The 20,978-nt window shown below is 37.7% G+C and carries 14 protein-coding genes; 7 read left to right on the forward strand and 7 right to left on the reverse strand.

Going from position 1 to position 20,978, the window contains the following annotated elements; all coding sequences use genetic code 11:
- Window positions 1-652: 652 nt before the first annotated feature.
- The gene (locus F6K06_RS16010) at window positions 653-1,879 is read right to left on the reverse strand and encodes a tetratricopeptide repeat-containing serine protease family protein (RefSeq protein WP_124143530.1); all 1,227 of its coding nucleotides are present in this window, start codon (window positions 1,877-1,879) and stop codon (window positions 653-655) included.
- 875 nt (window positions 1,880-2,754) lie between these two features.
- On the opposite strand from F6K06_RS16010, the gene F6K06_RS16015 reads away from it, so the two are divergent.
- Complete coding sequence (locus F6K06_RS16015) at window positions 2,755-3,237, forward strand: hypothetical protein (RefSeq protein ID WP_124143531.1); 483 nt, start codon at window positions 2,755-2,757, stop codon at window positions 3,235-3,237.
- Window positions 3,238-3,495: 258 nt separating this feature from the next.
- Here F6K06_RS16015 and F6K06_RS16020 read toward each other — a convergent pair whose 3' ends face one another.
- A complete protein-coding gene (locus F6K06_RS16020) occupies window positions 3,496-4,458 on the reverse strand; it encodes a pentapeptide repeat-containing protein (protein ID WP_124143532.1) in 963 nt (320 codons plus the stop codon).
- Between the two features lie 301 nt (window positions 4,459-4,759).
- The gene (locus tag F6K06_RS16025) at window positions 4,760-5,071 is read right to left on the reverse strand and encodes a carbohydrate porin (protein ID WP_124154915.1); all 312 of its coding nucleotides are present in this window, start codon (window positions 5,069-5,071) and stop codon (window positions 4,760-4,762) included.
- Here F6K06_RS16025 and F6K06_RS16030 point away from each other — a divergent pair.
- Entirely contained in the window at window positions 5,070-5,237 is a 168-nt protein-coding gene (locus F6K06_RS16030; protein WP_287239625.1) for a hypothetical protein, read from the forward strand. The genes F6K06_RS16025 and F6K06_RS16030 overlap by 2 nt on opposite strands.
- Window positions 5,238-5,828: 591 nt before the next feature.
- On the opposite strand, the gene F6K06_RS16035 is transcribed toward F6K06_RS16030, so the two are convergent.
- The 3 genes from F6K06_RS16035 to F6K06_RS16045 form a co-directional block, all read right to left on the reverse strand.
- A complete protein-coding gene (locus tag F6K06_RS16035) occupies window positions 5,829-7,475 on the reverse strand; it encodes an iron uptake porin (RefSeq protein WP_124144815.1) in 1,647 nt (548 codons plus the stop codon).
- Window positions 7,476-7,589: 114 nt separating this feature from the next.
- Window positions 7,590-7,730 (reverse strand): hypothetical protein, encoded by a 141-nt coding sequence (locus tag F6K06_RS16040; protein WP_287323270.1) that lies wholly within the window; start codon window positions 7,728-7,730, stop codon window positions 7,590-7,592.
- Between the two features lie 373 nt (window positions 7,731-8,103).
- Window positions 8,104-8,373, reverse strand: a complete 270-nt coding sequence (locus F6K06_RS16045; RefSeq protein ID WP_287308884.1) for a hypothetical protein — start codon at window positions 8,371-8,373, stop codon at window positions 8,104-8,106.
- A gap of 79 nt (window positions 8,374-8,452) precedes the next feature.
- Here F6K06_RS16045 and F6K06_RS16050 point away from each other — a divergent pair, with 79 nt between their 5' ends.
- From F6K06_RS16050 to F6K06_RS16070, 5 genes are all read left to right on the forward strand, one after another.
- Entirely contained in the window at window positions 8,453-10,351 is a 1,899-nt protein-coding gene (locus F6K06_RS16050; RefSeq protein WP_287308885.1) for an efflux RND transporter periplasmic adaptor subunit, read from the forward strand.
- A 68-nt stretch (window positions 10,352-10,419) separates the two neighbouring features.
- Window positions 10,420-10,605 (forward strand): hypothetical protein, encoded by a 186-nt coding sequence (locus tag F6K06_RS16055; RefSeq protein WP_287286742.1) that lies wholly within the window; start codon window positions 10,420-10,422, stop codon window positions 10,603-10,605.
- A 280-nt stretch (window positions 10,606-10,885) separates the two neighbouring features.
- The gene (locus F6K06_RS16060) at window positions 10,886-13,840 is read left to right on the forward strand and encodes a CHAT domain-containing tetratricopeptide repeat protein (RefSeq protein ID WP_287239634.1); all 2,955 of its coding nucleotides are present in this window, start codon (window positions 10,886-10,888) and stop codon (window positions 13,838-13,840) included.
- A 299-nt stretch (window positions 13,841-14,139) separates the two neighbouring features.
- Window positions 14,140-17,262 carry an efflux RND transporter permease subunit gene (locus F6K06_RS16065; protein ID WP_287239637.1) on the forward strand — a complete coding sequence of 1,041 codons (3,123 nt, stop codon included), beginning with the start codon at window positions 14,140-14,142 and terminating at the stop codon, window positions 17,260-17,262.
- A 582-nt stretch (window positions 17,263-17,844) separates the two neighbouring features.
- Window positions 17,845-19,746 carry an efflux RND transporter permease subunit gene (locus F6K06_RS16070; RefSeq protein WP_287239639.1) on the forward strand — a complete coding sequence of 634 codons (1,902 nt, stop codon included), beginning with the start codon at window positions 17,845-17,847 and terminating at the stop codon, window positions 19,744-19,746.
- Between the two features lie 317 nt (window positions 19,747-20,063).
- On the opposite strand, the gene F6K06_RS16075 is transcribed toward F6K06_RS16070, so the two are convergent.
- Complete coding sequence (locus F6K06_RS16075) at window positions 20,064-20,705, reverse strand: peroxiredoxin-like family protein (protein ID WP_124144704.1); 642 nt, start codon at window positions 20,703-20,705, stop codon at window positions 20,064-20,066.
- Window positions 20,706-20,978 lie beyond the last annotated feature (273 nt).

A 20,978-nucleotide genomic window follows, 5' to 3' on the forward strand; every position in this document is an offset into this window, starting at 1 on the left:
TTTCCCTCTTCCGTCTTCCGTCTTCCCTCTTCCTTCTTCCTTTTTCCTTACCTTTGCTATACAATACCGATGCTACCAGACATAATATTAATGTTTTTATTATACCATTTTAAAAAAAGAAAGAATGTTACAAATAATCAGATCAATCAAAAGACTTTACAGGAGATGTTCCTTTGACGACAAAGATAACTTACGACCTAATAAATTGTATTGAAGCTATTCATTCTGACTCCTGACTCCTGTACGTCGCCAATCCGACGGCTCCCCTACCTGACTCCTAAGAAATAACCTAGCTATTTGTAGCAAAGATTTATAAAATTGGTATTACACTTAATCATCCGGACATATATAATATCAAATCCGGTTAAACAACCATAGAATGGTTAAGTTAGGAGGAGTCAGGAGTCAGGAGTCAGGAGTCAGGAGAAGAAAGAATTACAAAGATGAGCGTAGTTATGACAATTGAAGATTTTTTTTATGTCCAATTAAACGGATTTGATATAAAACCGAGAAAATACAGAATAACTCAATTCTCAACTAGGAATAGGTCTTCTATCACTTAGTAGTGAAGCGCGAAAGATGTTTGTTTGAGAGTCTAATTAAACTTTGATAAGATTAAATGAATATAGATAATTTCCCTACTGATTAACTCTCAATTATTTAACTTTTTAATAAACATCAAGGTGTCTTGGTAAGATTGAATCCTACCACCTTGTTGATAAAGTTCTGCTGCTTTTTCTAAGTCTTTTATTGCTTTTTGAAGTTGTTCATTTGCTGTGGTTATATCTGCCATTTTTTGATAAATAAGACTATTTTGATAAAAAACATGAGCACGATTATAATAGGCATCAGCATACCCTGGATTCAGTTCAATTGCTTTAGTATAATCTTTGATTGAACTCGGATTTCGTGTTATTTCGTGAGGATTAACTAACAAACTCCGGGCGATACCCATATTAAAATATATTTCTGGGGTATTATTAGGTTGCTTTTCTAAAGCACGATTAAAATTAGCGATCGCCTCCCAAGCATCCCCTTGATCCAAATAACTTATACCTCTAAAATATAAACCTTCAGCGCTCTGAGGATTAATTGTTGAAACAGGAGAACTAACTGTAGGAGTATCATCCAAAATTAAGTCTGAAGGATTAATACCAGCATCAGATAATTTTCTGATAAAACTATTAATAGGAACCGCAGCATTAAACCCTGTTTTAATTGGCGCTACATCTCCAGAATTAGTTTGAGCAAAACCAAATTCTCCTTGTCCATGAATACCAATAATGCGACCATCAGAATCAAATACTGGACCACCACTCATCCCACTCCAAGTAACAGCTTGATAACGCAAAGTATAACCTTCCGGGCGACTTTTAGGGCGACTGGTTACTAATCCTGGAGATAATTCTGGTGCCCTTTCAGTGTTAAATAAACCGCCAGTAGCAGGATAACCAAATACATATATTTGGGAACCAATAACTGATTGTTCAGAATTACCTAAAGTCGCTACTGGATATGTTTCTGTAGTTTCAAATTTAAGTATAGCTAAATCGGGTTCTTCATCATTTGTCTGTAAACTCACTACCTCTACTACTGAATAGTCTTTTTCTAGATTAGTTCTAATACTATATTTAATAGTAGAATCTTCTACTACATGATTAACAGTAAGGACAGTATAAATATTACCATTTTTAGCAATAATAACACCCGAACCATCACCTAAGTTACTATTGATTTGGACTGTAATTGGTATGGCAATTTCTGCCACTTCTTGAGCCGTTTTAGCATTTGCTGCTGTCGAAATATTAATAACAATTGCTGCTACTGTAGCAGTACCTAATAAATAAGTATTGAGAGAATTAAAACGAGACCAAATCATAATTTTATGATCCTAGAATCTAGACAAAGTGAATATTAGATGACTATTTACTACAAATGACGTAAATTAAAGAAATTTGTTCTCCATCTTGAAGCAGAGTATATAATATTAATTTTTTAACTACTGATTATCAGCAAAATCTACTAATTGATGTTGACTACCATACTACAATTTATAGCGCTGTGCGCAGGCAACAGGCAACAGGCAACAGCTCCGGAAGGGGGAATAAAAAACCGATAATATAAGACTTATAGCTATTGGACAGTTATTGTAATTTGTCAATATGCCAGCGCACATTGCTATAGTATAGTAATCAATGCAGAATTTGTAAAAAATTAAAAAATAGATAATAAAATCTGAAACTCTGACCACTATTCTCTGATTCTAAAGTCCCTATAAATTTTATACACAACCACACTGAGAATAGCTCTGCATACCAATTATTTTTAATTTAGCTAAACTAAAAAAGAGGCGTTGCATATTTGTGGGATGAATTGTATGCTTGGACAAAAAAGAAGTATGAAGTATTAAGCATGAGATTTACCTGTTCAAAAAAGATTCATCCCGCCTCTCAGCAACGCCAAAAAAGAAAATGTATCATCACAAAAAAACATTATCTCTCAATAAATATGCATAGAAAATCCACAAATATTACTTGAAATATTGACAAAAAATTGATATTTTTGACCTAAATATTAATAAAAAATTAATCCAAAATTAAAATTTATTGTTGATCATAAAAATATGAATATTGACTAGATATAAATAAATGTCGCCCAACTAAAATTGATTTCGGCTTTGATAATATCAAACCTAGAAATATTGTTTTGTAAAATCTCTGAACAAATTAAAAAATTACCTCAAGAAAAATAATAATGGCTAATATAAATCACAAACTCAGATCTACCAGCACAAGTCTAAGGCTTGGTTGTGCCATTATGAGTGAAAGTAATGAGACAAATACTATTAAATACGATTTTGAGGTATCTCCTCATCGTGGACCTGCTACCGGGAATAACTATTACGGGTCTTTCAGTTTTAATGGCTCGAAATTAACTGGCAAAGGCATAGAATTTATAAAACTTGATAACTTTGACTTGAGTTTTTTAAATTTTGACTATAGCAACGCTGATTTATTATTTGGAGAAGCTGTATTTAGAAATGGCAACTTTCTAGGATTAATTGCAAGTAGCGAAGAGTTTTCTTTTGTCTCTGGATTTTTAGATTTATCTGAAGCATATTTTGCCTATGATATTAACTCTAATTTTGGAGCCGCAGATCTAACATTCTGTTTAAGACAAGTTACTGATGATAATTTTGAAACTATATATAGTTCTGAAGCTAGTTTTCTAATGTGAGCATAGACTTAAATCTTGGAATAACAGTCTAATTTATGAAGTAGTATTTCTGTTGCCTATCTAAATGTTGCCAAATGCTATACTTAGGTAACACTTCAGTTATTAAGTAATTAACACTGGCCAAATGACTTTGTACTAATTAGCAGCCCAGTTAATGTTAATTATTATTATCTTTACTTCTCTCTAGGAAAGTTGCATATAACGTCCCTACCTACTCCCCGACTCAAGAAAATATAGAAAAGTTTTTGATAAATGGTATTATTCTTCTTCATCGCTCCTAATACTGCCGTCTGGCATAATTGTATTATCAAAAATTACCCCATTTAAGTTAGCATTTTCTAAATTAGCATTAGTCAAATTAGCATTAGTAAAATCAGCTCCATTTAAGTTAGCATTTTCTAAATTAGCATTAGTAAAATCTGTATCACTCAAGTCTGTGTCACTCAAATTTGCACCACTTAAATTGGCATTACTAAAATTAGCAGAATTTATTTCTTGTTCGGATAAATCTACATTACTTAAATCTTTGCCACTCAGGTCGCTGCCATAACCAATAAACATTAATCCTGCTTCATCAGGGTCAATTTCTGGTGGTATATCCTGTGGTTCTAAGTACCAAGCATTCTGAAAATTAACATTAGTATAGTTAGCTTTACTCCAACCAGACATAGCTTTAATTTGAGCATGACTGAAGTCAGCATTACTCAGATTTGAACCCTGAATATAAACATCATAAAAAGTTGTGTGACTAAGATTCGCATTGTTCAAATTACACTCATCAAAAGTAACTTCGCTTAAATCTGCATGACTAACATTTGTACTACTCAAATTACAGTGCATAAAAGTGGATTGAAATCCACCCATTTGAGTTAAATTAGCATTAGTAAAATTGGAATCATCTATGGTGCTATGGTCATAACTTGTATCTGTTAAATCTGCATTGGTTAAATCTAGATTTTGCCAAAATATTCCTTCTAAGTTAACATGACTGAGATTAGCATTTCTGAAAGTAGTATTTTCTACTTCCGTACTAACTAATTGAGCATTACTTAAATTAGCATTATCTAAATTCACATTTTGTAATTTTGCTCTACTGAGGTTGGCAGAACTAAGATTAATTTCCTCTAGAGAAATATTGCTTAATTCCAGATATTTGAATTCAACACCAGAAAAATCTCTTTCTCCAGCTTGATAGCGTTGGATTAATTCATCGCTATTCATATTTTTTTCTCCAGTAGTAAATGGGAAAATAATATCATATAGCAGAAGGAAGAGGGAAAAGGGAAGAGGGAAGAGGGAAGAGGGAAGAAGGAAAAATATCGCTTTGTCTGAGTTTTAAGCTAAGGAAAAAGGAAGAGGGAAGAGGGAAGAGGGAAGAAGGAAAAATATCGCTTTGTCTGAGTTTTAAGCTAAGGAAAAAGGAAGAGGGAAGAGGGAAGAGGGAAGAAGGAAAAATATCGCTTTGTCTGAGTTTTAAGCTTTTAATCTATCCTAACTTTTCACCTACCACCTAAAACCTTCTTCAAAAAGAAAAAACAGTGTGTAAGGTACCAGTAAAAATTGTGCCATTACTCTTCTGATTGCTAGAATCAAAAACAACTTGCAAAACAGGAAAAATCTGAATATTATCATTCACGGCATAATTATAAAAAACTGCCAAATTTGTCTGAGTTGAATTACCGAAAAATTGTGGGTATGCGCCTCCCCTTTTCAGGGGATAATAAGCGGTCGTTAGCGCAGCTTCCCGAAGGGTGGGATGGCGTACTTCGGAGCGGGTCTGTAAGAACGGGTCTCCTCGCCATATCCAATCGACCAAGAGAAGAAAAATTTTCATGATTAGTCAATCCTCTTCTTTTCCAGGAGAGGTAATAATTAGGGTTTGCGCTCAAAAGTATTTTAGTAGGGGTAGGAGACAGGAGACAACCCACCCCCAACCCCTCCGGTGGAGGGGAGAAATGGATCGGGAGCGAGGAAGTAGGAGCGGGCGTTTTGTCCCTTGATTGTTCTGCCCAACTATGTGCCTAAAAGACCCTCCTTTTTGAGCGTTTTAGACTGAAACAGGCGCACTTTTTTCGTTCCCAAAAAGGCACTTGTCTTTATATGTCAATGCTTTTATATTTAATCAGCAAGCCCTAATTAATTATTAATTATTAATTGTTGAACAATTTAATTCACAACAAAAGTCTACTCCACTGCTACCCCAAAGCGATCGCCTTGTTGCAAAACATCTAATATCATGTCCAGTTAAATAGTTCTAATTACAGCTCGTAGTAGGGATTTAGCCTTTGAGAAACCTATATTAGGGCTAAAATATCTCATATATAGCAATGTGCGCTGGCATATTTACAAATGACAGGAACTGTCCAATAGCTAAAAGTTTTATCTTATCAGCTTTTTATTCCCCCTTCCGGAGCTGTTGCCTTCCGGAGCTGTTGCCTGCGCACAGCGCTATAGTTTTTCTTCAGTAGTATGGGCTAAATTGGACATATCTACAGCCATGAATTGCCATGGATTAAGATGGTTTTAGAGCCGGAATATAAATATTATCATACCGATTAAACCGGATATACTATTAATAATTTCTGACTACTTCAAAAGTAAAAAACAGTCCGTAATGTACCAGTAAAAATAGTGCCATTACTCTTTTGATTACTAGGGTCAAAAACAAGTTGCAAAACAGGAGAAATCTGAATATTATCGTTCACTGCATAATTATAAAAAACTTCCAAATTGGTCTGAGTTGAATTACCAATGTCATCCACAACAAAAGGCTGTCCAACTGCAACCCCCAAGCGATCGCCTTCTTGCAAAACATCTAATCCAGAAATACCTGCCATCCAATAGTTCGGATTAATATCTCCAAAATCTGTATCGTCATAGCTACTGTACCCATAGCGACCAAAAACAGCAAACTTGCTAGAAAAACCCCACTCAAAATTCACCCCCACTGCATCAAAATTGCGAGCAAAAACTTTTCCTCCACTGTAAAGCAAACGTAGACTAAATCTAGACGAAGGATTATATTCAAATTCCACCATTCCTTGATGAAAACCAAATAGACCCCTGGACCCCCTGCCATCAGAATAGAGTAGTGATGTAAACACAGAAACTGGCAACGGACCTTGACCGTTTTGGGAAGGGTTAGCTGAGTCTGGGGCAATGTATAAAGCACGAAGATTGAAAGCACTGCCACCAGGATTCCATTCTAATATTGCTCCACCACCAATGCCATTAACAGGAAATGCAACGTAGTTATAAACTAGGTTTTCTGTGGAAAAGTCGCGAAAACTTAAATCAGCGTAACTATTATTATCTATATAATCCAATGCTTCTATTAACGGTCCGATAGATAGAGACAAATTTTCCACGACCTGAAAACTGTAGAAAGCTCTCCCAATACCAAAATTGTCATCTCCTGGGGGGCGTTTGGAGAAATCTAGAATACTACCAAAGTTGGGCTCGAGTATAGCTGTAGCGTTATCAATAAAACCATTACTACCTGTATCAACCCGTAGTTTTAATAAGTCTGTACCTCGGAAACTGGTATCAAAATCGAAAACTACTCGATATAGAAACGTAGCTTGAGGATTTTCGTCTGCAAGCTCTATTCCATTGGGGTCAATGAGGCGATCGCCATCAAACCCACCAGCATTCACTGCAAAAATTGTCTGACCGTTTAATTTGGTGGTAGTGGAAAACTGTTGCGCTTCTAAAGCATCTACTCGATTTTCTAAACCTTCAGTGCGTGCTTTCAGATTAGCTATTTCTACCTGAAAATCTTGTATAAGTCTTTCGATAACTATCAGGTCGTCTTGTTGAATTAATTCTGCTTGACTTTCTGCCAGGAAACTTTCAATGGTTTGCCAACAAGCATTTACAGCGGCTGCAAATTCATATCTGGTGATGGCGCGGTTGCCTCGGTAAGTATTGTCAGGATAACCAGAGAGACAGTCGTAGCGATCGCGTAAACTTATTAATGCTTCATAAGCCCAGTCGGAGGGTAAAATATCATCTAGTTGGTAAACAGGTATTTGTTGAGTAATAGGGTCATTAGACTTAGAATTACTAAATTCTTCAGCATACTTTTGAATTTCTCCCATCAGCTCCTGTTTTTCTTCTGTTGCCAGAGTAGGGCGAGTGCTTAAACATGATAAATTGATTAAAATCAAGCTAATAACGATACATATTTTACGATTATGATTTTTTTTATCAATACCATGAATTTCAAATATTTGCAAAACATTTCTCCCTAAAAGTAGTCTATTGTGATGTCAGATTTTATCATTAATACGAGACAATTTAGTCTTGGGAGGTGGGATGAATTAGGAAAAAATCTTGTTGGAATTAACAATTTAGACGCTGTTGGCAAACAAAATATTTAGGTAGTCCTGCATGGGTTTTGGTGAAGATATATATTTTTTAATTTCTCCCATACTCCCCTCCACGGTCGGGGTTAGGGGTGGGTCCCCATCTCCCCACACTCTCTCTACCATTACTATGCACCACCACCAATATTTAGTAGGGTGTGTGACGGTACGCTTACCATTTTTGGAATAATGATAGAACTCCGTTCCGCTTCGCGATCGGTTTGATATCATGTCCGCTGGGGCGCGTTCGTGTAAACCCAAAGGTGAATATCTACAGGAAATTTAAGTTTTTTTCTTGCTCTTAAGTATTCTTGCCTGTTCCCTGTTCCCAGTTAAGTGTTCCCTACCCTTGCTATACAATACCGATGCTACCGGACATGATATTACACCTCACGCACCTCATACTTTAGGAGGCGTGGGTTACATTTCATTAACGCACCCTACGCGATCTAATATTTATTTGATATCAAATCCGTTTAATTGGACATAAAAAAAATCTTCAATCGTCATAACTACCCTCATCTTTGTAATTCTTTCTCCTCCTGAGGACTGTCTCCTGACTCCTGAGGACTCCTAACTTAACCATTCTATGGCTGTTTAACCGGATTTGATATGACTTCTGCCTTCTTCCTTCTTCCTTCTTCCTTCCCTTTGCAATTATTTCAAACGTATGTTTTAATTTAAATAAATCAAACGATTGTTTTAAATGTCCATTTGAATCTAACTTAAAGGAGCAGTCAGCGGTCAGCTTTGCGCGTTTGCGGAGCATTCCGGTACGGAAATGCTAAAAGCTGATAGGCTATTTAACAAAAATTTTATAATATCTACTTAAGCTAAACTTTAAAGCAATGAAAGAGAATAATTTGCTAGACTCTAAACCCCATGAAATGAATGGTAAAGTGGAAATCTTAACTGAAAAGATGGAAACTTTACCAATTCAGTCAGAAGTTACTAATTTCAAACCTAAAGTCAAGAATAGAAAATTTATTCGCGTTGGCCTCGTGTTGGTGACTTTAGGAATAGCTTTTGGCGGTCTAAAATTTATTCAGGAGCGGAATATTTCTGCCAAACCAAACCTAGAAAACACTCTTCCCAATATCCTATCCGTTCCAGCTATCCCAATTAAATTAGTAAATTCCTATTCCGTTTCCCAAAGTTACACAGGAATTGTAGAAGCCAAAAGAACCAGCGAATTAGGTTTTGAACAATCTGGTTTACTCACATCTATATATATAGAAGAAGGAGAAGAAGTAACCAAGGGAACAGCGATCGCTCAACTCGATACTAGCCAAACAAAAGCTCAAAAAGCAGTATTAATAGCACAGAAAGATAGAGCGATCGCCACACTGAAAGAACTAGAAAATGGAGCAAGGCCAGAAGTAATTGCAGCGACCCGTGCATCCCTACTCCAAGAACAAGCAAAATTACGGGAGTTGCAAACCGGACCGAGACCAGAAGTAATTGCAGCAACTCGTGCATCCCTACTCCAAGAACAAGCAAAATTACAGGAGTTGCAAACTGGACCGAGACCAGAAGTAATAGCAGCGACTCGCGCATCCCTACTCCAAGAACAAGCAAAATTACAGGAATTGCAAACTGGAGCGCGTATTGAAGATATAAAAGTTGCTCGTTCGGGAGTTTTGGACTTAGAAGAACAATTAAATCTCGCTCGCCTTCAGGAGAAACGACGTGAAGAACTTTATACCGAAGGAGCAATTTCTCAAGAACAGTTTGACGAAGCTTCAACCCAAGCAGATACTTTACAAGCAAGACTGGAGCAAGCAAAGAGCGAACTAGAGAAACTGGAAACAGGAACTCGCAGGGAACAAGTAGAAGCTCAACAAGCGCGGGTACGTCAAGCGCAAAGTCAGTTAGACGAACTGATTGCCGGAACTCGCAGCGAACAAATAGAAGCTCAACGAGCTAGGGTAGGTCAGGCGCAAAGTCAGTTAGACGAACTGATTGCTGGAACTCGTAGCGAACAAATAGAAGCTCAACGAGCTAGGGTAGGTCAGGTGCAAAGTCAGTTAGACGAACTGATTGCTGGAACTCGCAGGGAACAAATAGAAGCTCAACAAGCAGAAATTAGACGTTTCGAGGCACAAATTTCTGAAATTGATGTTGTTCTGAGAAAGAGTACTCTATTTGCACCTTTTTCCGGTATTGTTTCAGTCCGACATTTAGATGAAGGAGTTGTGGTTAATGCTGGTCAGAGTGTTGTGCGTTTGGTTGAGGGTGGTGAAAGGAAGGTTAGGGTTGGGGTGCCACCAGGGAAGACTTCCAGTCTGAGAGTTGGTAGTCAGCAGGAAGTTAGGGTGGGAGAGAGAATTTATAGTGCAAGAGTGCTGTCGATATTACCAGAAGTAGATTCTATGACTCGGACGCAAACTGTGATTTTGGCACTACCTCAAGCTATTGCTCCTGGTACTGTTGTTCGTCTGGGATTAAATCAGACTCATGAGATGGAAGGATATTGGTTGCCTACTTCTGCTTTAGTTTGGGGGGAGCGGGGGTTGTTGGCAAGTTATGCTCTTGTACCCCCTTCGCAGTCAGATTTGAATTTACCTGCGGGAACTTATCAGACTGAAAAACGAATGGTTGAAGTGTTACATACAGAGGGAGACCGGAGTTTGGTGCGTGGGGTATTGCAACCGGGAGATTTGATTGTGACTAATGGAACTAATCAATTGGCGCCTGGGCAGTTTGTGAAGTCAGAAGTTAGAAGTCAGGAGTCAGAAGTTAGATGAAGTTTAGGCAACTTTGTAGGTTGGGTTGACATCCGGAAACCCCACAAAAAGATAGTCCTGTTCGCATAATGGTATACAGCAAAAAAGAATACCTAGCATGGGAGTATCTTGCTCCCACTGTTGTGGTCACAAATATTGCTGGACAATTCACGACCATTACAATGCACCAACACAAAGAGTTAGAATTGTTGGGTTGCGCTCCGACGCTTAACCCAACCTACTGGATACTATCAAAATATTTAGCTACTTTGTAGGTTGGGTTGACATCCGGAAACCCCACAAAAAGATAGTCCTGTTCGCATAATGGTATACAGCAAAAAAGAATACCTAGCATGGGAGTATCTTGCTCCCACTGTTGTGGTCACAAATATTGCTGGACAATTCACGACCATTACAATGCACCAACACAAAGAGTTAGAATTGTTGGGTTGCGCTCCGACGCTTAACCCAACCTACTGGATACTGCATATCTTTCTTGAAACAGGAAGTATATTAATATGAAGTTTTCTAATTGCTTAGAAAGGGATAATATCTATGGTTTCTCCGGTACGATGGTTGTCTATTCTCACTATTAATAGTCTGATATTATTTAGTGTGAGTTTCCCTCTCCTAATGTTGCCAAGTATTGTGAATAAGGGAGAAGTTGCTGCTCAAACCAACCCTGATGCTGAAGCAGAAAAAGTCTTTGATGAAGTAATGAAACTGTATAAGCAAGGTACAGCAGAATCTCGGAAGCAAGCCATCGCTAAATGGGAAGAAGCGCTATTACTATTTAGGAAAATAGGTAACTTGAGGAGGGAAGCAGTTACACTCGTTTGGATCGGTTATGTCTACGATAGCTTAGGAGAAAAACAAACAGCACTCAATTACTTAAATCAAGCATTACCTATATATCAGCAAGTAGGCGATCGCCGTGGGGAAGCAATCACTCTCAATAATATTGGCAGTGTCTACAATAGCTTAGGAGAACAACAAACAGCTCTTAATTACTTAAATCAAGCATTACCTATATATCAGCAAGTAGGCGATCTCCGTGGGGAAGCAAGCACTCTCAATAATATTGGCCTTGTCTACAATAGCTTAGGAGAAAAACAAACAGCTCTTAATTACTTAAATCAAGCATTACCTATAAAACGACAAGTAGACGATCTCCGTGGGGAAGCAACCACTCTTACAAGTATTGGCAGTGTCTACGATAGCTTAGGAGAAAAACAAAAAGCTTTTAATTACTTAAATCAAGCATTGCCTATATATCAGCAAGTAGGTGATCACCGTGGGAAAGCAACCACTCTCATAAGTATTGGCAGTGTCTACAATAGCTTAGGAGACAAACAAACAGCACTTAATTACTTAAATCAAGCATTACCTATATATCAGCAAGTAGGCGATCGCCGTGGAGAAGCAAGCACTCTCAATAATATTGGCAGTGTCTACAATAGCTTAGGAGAAAAACAAAAAGCTTTTAATTACTTAAATCAAGCATTACCTATATATCAGCAAGTAGGCGATCTCCGTGGGGAAGCAAGCACTCTCAATAATATTGGCCTTGTCTACAATAGCTTAGGAGAAAAACAAACAGCTTTTAATTACTTAAATCAAGCATTACCTATATATCAGCAAGTAGGCGATCTCCGTGGGGAAGCAAGGACTCTCAATAATCTTGGCCTTGCCTACAATAGCTTAGGAGAAAAACAAACAGCACTTAATTACTTAAATCAAGCATTACCTATAAGACGGCAAGTAGGCGATCGGGATGGGGAAGCAGGCACTCTTTTTAATATCGCTTGGCTCAAACGAGACCAAGGCAAACTCACTGAAAGTCTAACTTTCATAGAAAAATCTCTAGAAATAATTGAAGACCTCCGTACCAAAATTGCTAGTGTTGAACTCCGCGCCTCCTACTTCGCCACCGTCCAGGATAGATATGAATTCTACATCGACTTACTCATGGAACTCCACAAACAAAATCCAAACCAAGGTCACGATGCTAAAGCCTTTTACGCCAGTGAACGCAGTCGCGCCCGTGCTTTCCTCGAACTCCTCAACGAAGCTAGTGTCAATATCCGCCAAGGAATAGATCCCAAACTAGCAATGGCAGAAACAGAGCTGCAACAACAACTCAATGCCATCGAAACCCAACGCATCAAACTCCTTAGTGGAGAATACACCTGCGAACAAAAAGCCAACATCGAACAAACAAGAGACCAACTCATAGATGAATACAACCAGTTACGCATCAAAATTCGTACCACCAGCCCAAATTATGCAGCTCTAACTGAACCTCAACCCCTCACTCTCAAGGAAGTTCAACAACAAGTATTAGATGACAACACCTTACTTCTACAATATTCCCTGGGTGAAGAAAGCAGCTATTTATGGGCAGTCACCAAAGATAGCATCCACAGTTATCAACTTCCTCCCCAAGCAAAAATCAAAAATGCTGCTATAGAGTTGATGGTGACAATAACAAACCCACGAGAACGCAACGACATAGCAAAAGTTGATAGTGCTGCCGATGAGCTGACAGAAATTCTGATCAAACCAGTTACCGATAAATTAAACAAAAAACGTTTATTAATAGTTGCCGATCGCTTCTTACAAGAAATTCCTTTTTCCGTCTTATCAATACCAAATACCGATCAAGAAAGTGATGGTTATCAACCTTTAATAGTTAACCACGAAATAGTAAATCTCCCTTCAGTTACTACTATTGCAAATATCCGCAATAGTACAAAATCTCGGAAACTTGCCCCGAAGAAAGTGGCTATTATTGCCGACCCAGTATTTAGCCCTGATGATGCTAGGTTTACAGGTAAAACTACCACAATATCTACAGCAGAATCTCGGAGTCGAGCTTTCCCCCTAGAGGCACAACAATTAGATAGGGCTGCTAGAGATGTTGGTATTAGATGGGATAGACTTCCAGGTACTCGCACTGAAGCAGAAGCAATTATGGCTTTAATACCAGAGTCGGAACGCACTCAAGCTTTTGATTTTCAGGCCAACAGAGAAATAGCAACCAGTCAGGAATTAGCCCAATATCAGATTGTACATTTTGCCACTCACGGTTTTGCTAACGGTAAGCAACCAGAATTGTCAGGGGTTGTCATGTCGTTAGTGGATAAAAACGGCAACTGGCAAAACGGTTTCCTCCGACTGAATGATATTTTTAATCTTAACTTACCAGCAGAATTAGTAGTATTGAGTGCGTGTCAAACAGCTTTAGGGAAGGATATTAAAGGAGAAGGTTTGGTAGGTTTGACAAAGATATTCATGTATGCAGGGGCAAAACGGGTAGTAGGTTCGTTGTGGGTTGTTGATGATTCTAGAACAGCAGATTTAATGTCGCAGTTTTATCAAGGAATGTTAGACCAGAGATTATCACCTGTGGAGGCATTGCGGGCAGCTCAATTGCAGATGTTAGAGACTGAGATAAGTCCTTATTATTGGGGAGCATTTACGTTGCAGGGGGAATATGATTCAAGATAGTTTAGAACTGATACAGCAAATTCCATCAGGCGAGAGGTACGCCACTCCTCCCTAGCTGTAATATCATCTCCAGATAATTAGTGATGAAAATACTTCTGTCTCCTGTCTCCTGTCTCCTGTCTCCTGACTCCTCCCTAAGTGATGAAAATACTTCTTTCTCCTGTCTCCTGTCTCCTGTCTCCTGTCTCCTGTCTCCTGTCTCCTGTCTCCTGTCTCCTGTCTCCTGTCTCCTGTCTCCTGTCTCCTGTCTCCTGTCTCCTGTCTCCTGACTCCTCCCTATTTATAACTGATAACTGAAAATGACTACTTTATTTTATCGAAACTTTAGATTATTAATCCTGGCAATATTGGTAATTCTCACCTGGGGAATTTCAGCTTTTTTCACATTGCCACGACTTGAAGACCCTGAATTAGTTTCTCGTCAAGCGTTTGTCACAACTTTTTTACCTGGAGCTGATGCTGAACGAGTAGAGGCGTTAGTTACGGAAAAAATAGAGGAAGAATTATCTGAAATTGAGGAAATTAAAACCTACGAATCAGACTCTAGAGCGGGTAGTTCGATTATCGATATTGAACTGTTAGACTCCGTTGAAGAGGCAGATGCTGATGCGGTTTGGTTAAGAATTAGAGAGCGATTAAATAGAGCTGCTCCTGAATTACCTGTGGGTGCGAGTCCACCACGACTAGAGGAGGTAGAAGTTAAGGCTTATGCTTTGATTGCAGCTTTAATTTGGGAACAAGATAGCGAACCGAATTATGCAATTATTAACCGTTTATCTGAACTGTTGAAAGATGAATTTTTGGGATTATCGGGTACAGAAAAGGTTGATATTTTTGGCAAGCAAAATGAAGAAATTATCGTAGAAATTGACCAGGTTCAGTTAGCTAGTATTGGGTTAACACCTCAACAATTATCAACGCAAATTCAACAGAGCGATGCTAAGGTTTCAGCAGGTATAATGCGCAGTCAAAATAATGATTTACTATTAGAAATAGAATCAGATTTAGATTCTTTAGAAAGGATTCGGAGTATTCCAATTAATTTTAGCGAACAAGGACAATTTGCTCTCCTTGGCGACATTGCTGAGGTGAGGAAAACTATTATTAAACCGCCCAGAGAATTAACATTAATTAATGGTCGTCCTGCTGCTGCATTAGGGGTATTTGTCGAATCAGATTATCAAATAGACCTTTGGGCAAAAACAGCAGAAACAGAAATTGATAAATTCCGCGAACAACTAGGCAAAGGTCTGAAACTAGAGATGATTTTTAATCAAAGTAATTATATTGAAAATCGTCTAGATAGTCTGATTTTAAATTTGTTTATTAGTGGCTTTCTAGTATTTGCAATTACAGTCTTTTTAATGGGTTGGAAATCTGCAATTGTTGTTGGTTTAGCCCTACCTCTATCAACTTGTATGGTGTTAGGTTCGATGGGATTGTTAGATATACCTCTACATCAAATGTCAATAACTGGAATAATTGTAGCTTTAGGGCTATTAATTGATACAGCAATTATTGTGGTTGATGAAGTTAGTCAAGGTATAGCTTCAGGTCTAAAATCAGAAGTAGCAATTACTAAAGCAATTCATCATTTATTTATGCCTTTAATGGCATCAACTTTAACTACAGCTCTGGCGTTTTTACCAATTGCAATTATGCCTGGTCCTTCTGGAGAATTTGTTGGTAGTATTGGTATTAGTGTGATTTTAGCTGTTCTTTATTCACTATTAATATCAATTACAATCAGTTCAGCAATAACAGCAAAATTATACCACAATCCAGACCGTAATTCCTGGCAAAAAACTAAACAGCTATGGTGGAAAACAGGATTTTCAAATTCTTATTTAACTCAAATTTATCAACTAAGTTTACGCAGCATATATAGTTCTCCTTTGTTAGGAATATTATTAGGTTTAATATTACCAATAACTGGTATAGTTCAGCTGGGAACTCTGCCCCAACAATTCTTTCCTCAAGTAGATAGAGACCAAGTACAAATTGAATTAGAATTGCCAGCTATCACCTCAATTGAAAAAACAAGAAATACTGCTCTAAAAGTCCGAGAGCTAATTTTACAGCACCCAGAAATTGATGAATTACAGTGGTTTTTAGCCCGTAGTTCGCCCAGGTATTACTACAACTTAAAAGCAGGTAAAGAACGGTATCTCAATTATGCTCAAGGATTTTTGCAGCTAAATACGATCGCTAAACCAGAATTAGTTAACAGAATTCAAGCAGAAGTTGATAGCGCATTTCCTAAAGCTCAAATTTTAGTGCGACTATTGGAACAGGGACCTCCTTTTGATGCACCAGTGGAACTACGAATTTATGGTCCCAACTTAAACCGTCTACAACAAATAGGAGAACAAGCAAGAGCGCTATTAGCTCAAACTCCGAAAGTAACTCATACCCGCAGCACCTTAAACGATGTTCGACCTCAACTAAAACTGTTAGTGGATGAAGAAGAGATTCGTTTAGCAGGACTAGATCGCGCTACTGTTTCGGAACAGTTAGATACTTTACTAGAGGGAAATTTAGGAGGTTCTATCCTCGAAGGTGTTGAAGAATTACCAGTGCGGGTGCGAGTCTCAAATTCTCAAAGAGGAGACTTTAGCCAAATTAAATCCCTAGATTTACAACCGACTGGTTCCAGTCTCAATCAAAATCGCCTGAATGCAACTGACACAATACCTCTATCAGCTTTAGCAGAAGTAGAATTAGAACCACAATTTTCAGTCATTAAAAGGCGTAACGGTAGAAGAGTAAACTCAATTCAAGGTTTTCTCGCTGCTGGGGTTTTACCTTCAGAAATTTTCACAAAATGGCAGCAAAAGTTAAATGATGCAGATTTTGAAATACCATCTGGGTACTGGTCTGAAATTGCTGGAGAGGCAGAACAACAAGGCAATGCTCAAGGAAATCTTTTCTCAACTCTCCCAGTTATATTAGTATTGTCAGCCTCAATTTTGGTGTTATCCTTAAATTCATTCCGAGCAGCTTCCATAATTGGTTTAGTTGCTATTTGTGCTGTAGGATTAGGATTTTTTAGTTTATGGTTATTTGGCTATCCCTTTGGGTTTATGAGTCTGATCGGCACATTTGGTTTAGTGGGAATTGCCATTAACGACTCAGTTGTAGTTATGGCTGCCATCCTGGAAGACCCAGAAGCATCTCAAGGCAACCGTCGAGCTACCCGAAAAGTAGTCCTACGTTCCACTCGTCATGTAATTGCTACAACCTTAACTACAATGATTGGGTTTGTGCCCTTATTGTTAGGAGGCGGTAGTTTTTGGCCTCCTCTAGCTATAGCGATCGCTGGTGGTGTTGGCGGTTCAACGTTGGTAGCTCTTTATCTTGTTCCCTGTTCGTATTTACTTCTGGCGAATTTTGGTAGAAGTAATACCAATTCCCCAAAATAATGCTATACTTCATAAAAACTTCAGTAGACATCTCCAGAAAAGAGGGAACAGGGAACAGAGAAGAATAATTAATAATTTCTGGATAAGAATTGATTTTATTTTTAATTTTTGGAGATGTCTAGTTATATAAAATCCGGTTAAATAACCTCACAATCAATAGACCTAGAAAAGAGAGAGTAGAGAGTAGGAAGCAGGGGTTAAGGATAAATAATTGATAATTTATGTAGAACAATTGATTTTATTTTTTATTATTGTCTAATAGTTTAAAATCCTGATTATGACGTTATTGGATCTATGTGCAATTAGGCGGATTTGGTATTATTAAGTAATAATAATGGTTCAGTGATTTTTGCAACGATTCTCGGCACTAAAACAAGATATCTTATGTCTTTGAACCATACTCACTACTCCGTACTTTCAAGGATATGTAGCAATAATTTTTAGATTTGCTATAATAAGGAGTACTGTGGGAAGTGTAGAAAATGTGGGGACATTGGGAATTTTTGGGAAATAGCGGGTGCAAGATGCTCCATAGATTTTGTTGAGAGCAGAAAAACCGATCACTGATAACTTATAACTGAAATGGCTACCTTATTTTATCGGAACTTGCGATTATTAATACTAACCATACTAATTATTGTGGTCTGGGGAGTATCATCTTTTTTAACATTGCCACGACTTGAAGACCCACAATTAACTTCCCGCGTTGCAGTCATTACAACTTTTTGGCCGGGAGCAGATGCAGAACAAATAGAAACATTAATCACAGAAAAAATAGAAACAGAACTATCTGAAATTGAAGAAATTAGAATGACAATTTCAACTTCTAAGGTAGGAACTTCAACTATTAGTATTGAATTATTAGATTCAGTTAAAAAAACAAACGCCGATACAGTTTGGTTAAGAATTAGAGACCGATTAAATCAAGTTACAACTCAACTACCTATTGGTGCAAGTAAACCACAATTAGAAGAACTTAAAATTAAAGCTTATGCCATGATTGCTGCTTTAACTTGGGAACAAGATACAAAGCCAAATTATGCACTTCTTAGTCGTTTATCTGAATTATTAAAAGATAAATTATTAGCATTACCAGGAACAGAAAAAATCGCCACAATTGGTAATCCTCAAGAAGAAATATTAGTAGAGATTGATGCAGCTCAGTTAGCTAGTATTGGTCTCACACCCCAACAATTATTAGCCCAAATTAAACAAAGTGATGCTAAAGTTTCTTCCGGTCAATTTCGTAGCAAAAATAATGATTTACTTCTAGAAGTTGATGCAGATTTAGATTCCCTAGAGCGGATTATAAATATTCCAATTAGCTTTAGTAAACAAGGGCAATTCACTCTACTTGGCGACATTGCTGAAGTCAGAAAAACAATTGCTGAACCAGCAAATGAACTAGCATTAATTAATGGTCTTCCGGCTTCTACTTTAGCTATATTTGTAGAATCAAATTATCAAATAGACCTTTGGGCAAAATCGGCAGAAGCAGCCATAGAAAAATTCCGGCAAGAGCTTGGTCAAGGTCTAAAACTTGAGATAATTTTTAATCAAAATAATTATATTCAAGCTCGTTTCAAAAGTCTGATGTTAAATCTGTTAATGAGTGGGATACTGATATTTGGAATTACATTATTTTTAATGGGTTGGAAATCTGCAACTGTTGTGAGTTTAGCATTACCCTTATCAAGTTGTATGGTTTTAGGGATAATGAAGCTTCTGAATGTTTCTGTAAATCAAATCTCAATAGTTGGATTAATTGTAGCTTTAGGATTATTGATTGATACAGCAATTATTGTTGTTGATAGAATTACTAAAAATATGGTTTCTGGATTGAGCGCTGAAACTGCTATAAATAATGCAGTTAATCATTTATTCCTGCCATTAACTGCATCAACTTTAACTACAGCTATAGCATTTTTACCAATTGTTTTAATGCCTGGTTACGGTGGAGAGTCAGAAAAACAAGGCGAAACTGAAGCAAATTTGTTTGCTACAGTACCTTTAGTGTTGTTGTTAGCAACTTCAATTTTAGTTTTATCCTTAAATTCCTTCCGAGCAACTGCCATTATTGGGGGAGTCGCCATTTGTGCCATTGGTTTAGGATTTTTCAGTTTATGGTTATTTGGTTATCCCTTTGGTTTTATGAGTCTGATCGGAACATTTGGTTTAGTGGGAGTTGCCATTAATGATTCAGTAGTAGTTTTAGCTGCTATCCTGGAAGATCCCAAAGCATCTACAGGCAACCGTCGAGCTATGCGTCAAGTTGTTATGTGTTCCACTCGTCATGTGGTTGCGACAACTTTAACCACAATGATCGGGTTTGTTCCTTTGTTAGTACAAGGTGGTGACTTTTGGCCTCCTTTGGCGATAGCGATCGCCGGTGGTGTTGGTGGTGCAACGCTCGTTGCTCTCTACCTTGTTCCCTGTTCGTATTTATTGATGGCTAATTTTGAGACTTTAGGGAGTAGGGATTAGGGGAGTAGGGGAGCGGGGGAGCGGGGGAGTGAGGTAGCGGGGGAGTAGGGAAAAAAAGATTAATCTTAAAACTGTACCTCTAATTCTGACTCCTGTTTGCGGAGCATTCCGTCGGCAATTCTGTTTGCGGAGCATTCCGTAGGAAATTCTTACGAAATACCCTAGCTATTTGTAGCAAACATTTATCAAATTGGTATTAGATATTTATATCTATCGTTTTTCCCTTTTTTTCAATATTTATCCCCTCTTCCTTCTTCCTTCTTCCTTCTTCCTTCTTCTTTCCTGACTCCTGACTCCTGACTCCTGACTCCTGACTCCTAATTATTTAGCACATTAATAATCTCTTCTGGGTCGAGACGTTGTGTATAATCTGGGTTAACAAAAGCATGAATAATTGTACCATCTGAGGCAACTACATAAGTGGCAGGAATTGGTAATTCAAAACTTTCATCACCGTTGTAAGCTGGTAAGTCAATGCCAAAACTTTGATATATTGGGCGTAATTCTTCGGGAAGTTGAAATACTAAACCAAATTCTTTAGCAACTTGATTTCCCCTATCGCTTAAGACTTCAAAAGTTAATTCGTTTTTCTCTGTTGTGGAAAGAGAGTTGTCTGGCGTTTCTGGAGAAATTGCGATTAATTTTGCTCCTAATTCTGTGATTTGTGGCAAATACTTTTGTAAACCTCTTAATTCCATATTGCAATAAGGACACCATCCGCCACGATAAAAGGAAATTACTACAGGACTTTCTACAAGTAATGAATTTAATTCTACTATTTTACCTACTGCATTTGGCAAGCTAAAGTTAGGAACTTTTTCCCCTACTTTTAAGCTATTGTCAACAATATCGGAGTTAGCTAAATCAACTACCGCTTTATTCATTTTTTCCTTTGCATCTTCTGGTAGTTGGGCTTGTATTTCAGCTTGGAGTTGTTGTAAGTTTTTGGTTAATTCCATGGGATTTTCTCCTATTATTTAGAATGATTGTTCCAATTAAGGCAAAAAAAATTGGCGTTGGTAAATTAGGGTATGATATTAATCTTAATTACTGAGGAGTCAGGTAGTAAGGATTCAGGTATGCAAAATAGGAATAAGAGAAAGATTTGATGAGGGATCGCCTACAACGCTGTCCACTAGAGACTGTTCAAAGAATTCAATCACAGAACGCCCCTGGCGACGACAGGTTTGTACCACAGTTAATAAATTAGCTGTGTGTTGAAATCTTTCCAT

This window comes from Okeania sp. SIO1H4, assembly GCF_010672695.1.
GTDB lineage: Bacteria > Cyanobacteriota > Cyanobacteriia > Cyanobacteriales > Microcoleaceae > Okeania > Okeania hirsuta.

Excerpts from the sequence above, each read along its gene's own strand:
- F6K06_RS16055 (WP_287286742.1), top strand. The coding sequence starts at position 10,420 with ATGGTATACAGCAAAAAAGAATACCTAGCATGGGAGTATCTTGCTCCC.
- F6K06_RS16030 (WP_287239625.1), top strand. The coding sequence starts at position 5,070 with ATGATTAGTCAATCCTCTTCTTTTCCAGGAGAGGTAATAATTAGGGTT.
- F6K06_RS16025 (WP_124154915.1), bottom strand. The coding sequence starts at position 5,071 with ATGAAAATTTTTCTTCTCTTGGTCGATTGGATATGGCGAGGAGACCCG.
- F6K06_RS16040 (WP_287323270.1), bottom strand. The coding sequence starts at position 7,730 with ATGGTAGAGAGAGTGTGGGGAGATGGGGACCCACCCCTAACCCCGACC.
- F6K06_RS16050 (WP_287308885.1), top strand. The coding sequence starts at position 8,453 with ATGAAAGAGAATAATTTGCTAGACTCTAAACCCCATGAAATGAATGGT.
- F6K06_RS16010 (WP_124143530.1), bottom strand. The coding sequence starts at position 1,879 with ATGATTTGGTCTCGTTTTAATTCTCTCAATACTTATTTATTAGGTACT.
- F6K06_RS16015 (WP_124143531.1), top strand. The coding sequence starts at position 2,755 with ATGGCTAATATAAATCACAAACTCAGATCTACCAGCACAAGTCTAAGG.
- F6K06_RS16045 (WP_287308884.1), bottom strand. The coding sequence starts at position 8,373 with ATGCTCCGCAAACGCGCAAAGCTGACCGCTGACTGCTCCTTTAAGTTA.
- F6K06_RS16075 (WP_124144704.1), bottom strand. The coding sequence starts at position 20,705 with ATGGAATTAACCAAAAACTTACAACAACTCCAAGCTGAAATACAAGCC.
- F6K06_RS16070 (WP_287239639.1), top strand. The coding sequence starts at position 17,845 with ATGGCTACCTTATTTTATCGGAACTTGCGATTATTAATACTAACCATA.
- F6K06_RS16065 (WP_287239637.1), top strand. The coding sequence starts at position 14,140 with ATGACTACTTTATTTTATCGAAACTTTAGATTATTAATCCTGGCAATA.
- F6K06_RS16020 (WP_124143532.1), bottom strand. The coding sequence starts at position 4,458 with ATGAATAGCGATGAATTAATCCAACGCTATCAAGCTGGAGAAAGAGAT.
- F6K06_RS16060 (WP_287239634.1), top strand. The coding sequence starts at position 10,886 with ATGGTTTCTCCGGTACGATGGTTGTCTATTCTCACTATTAATAGTCTG.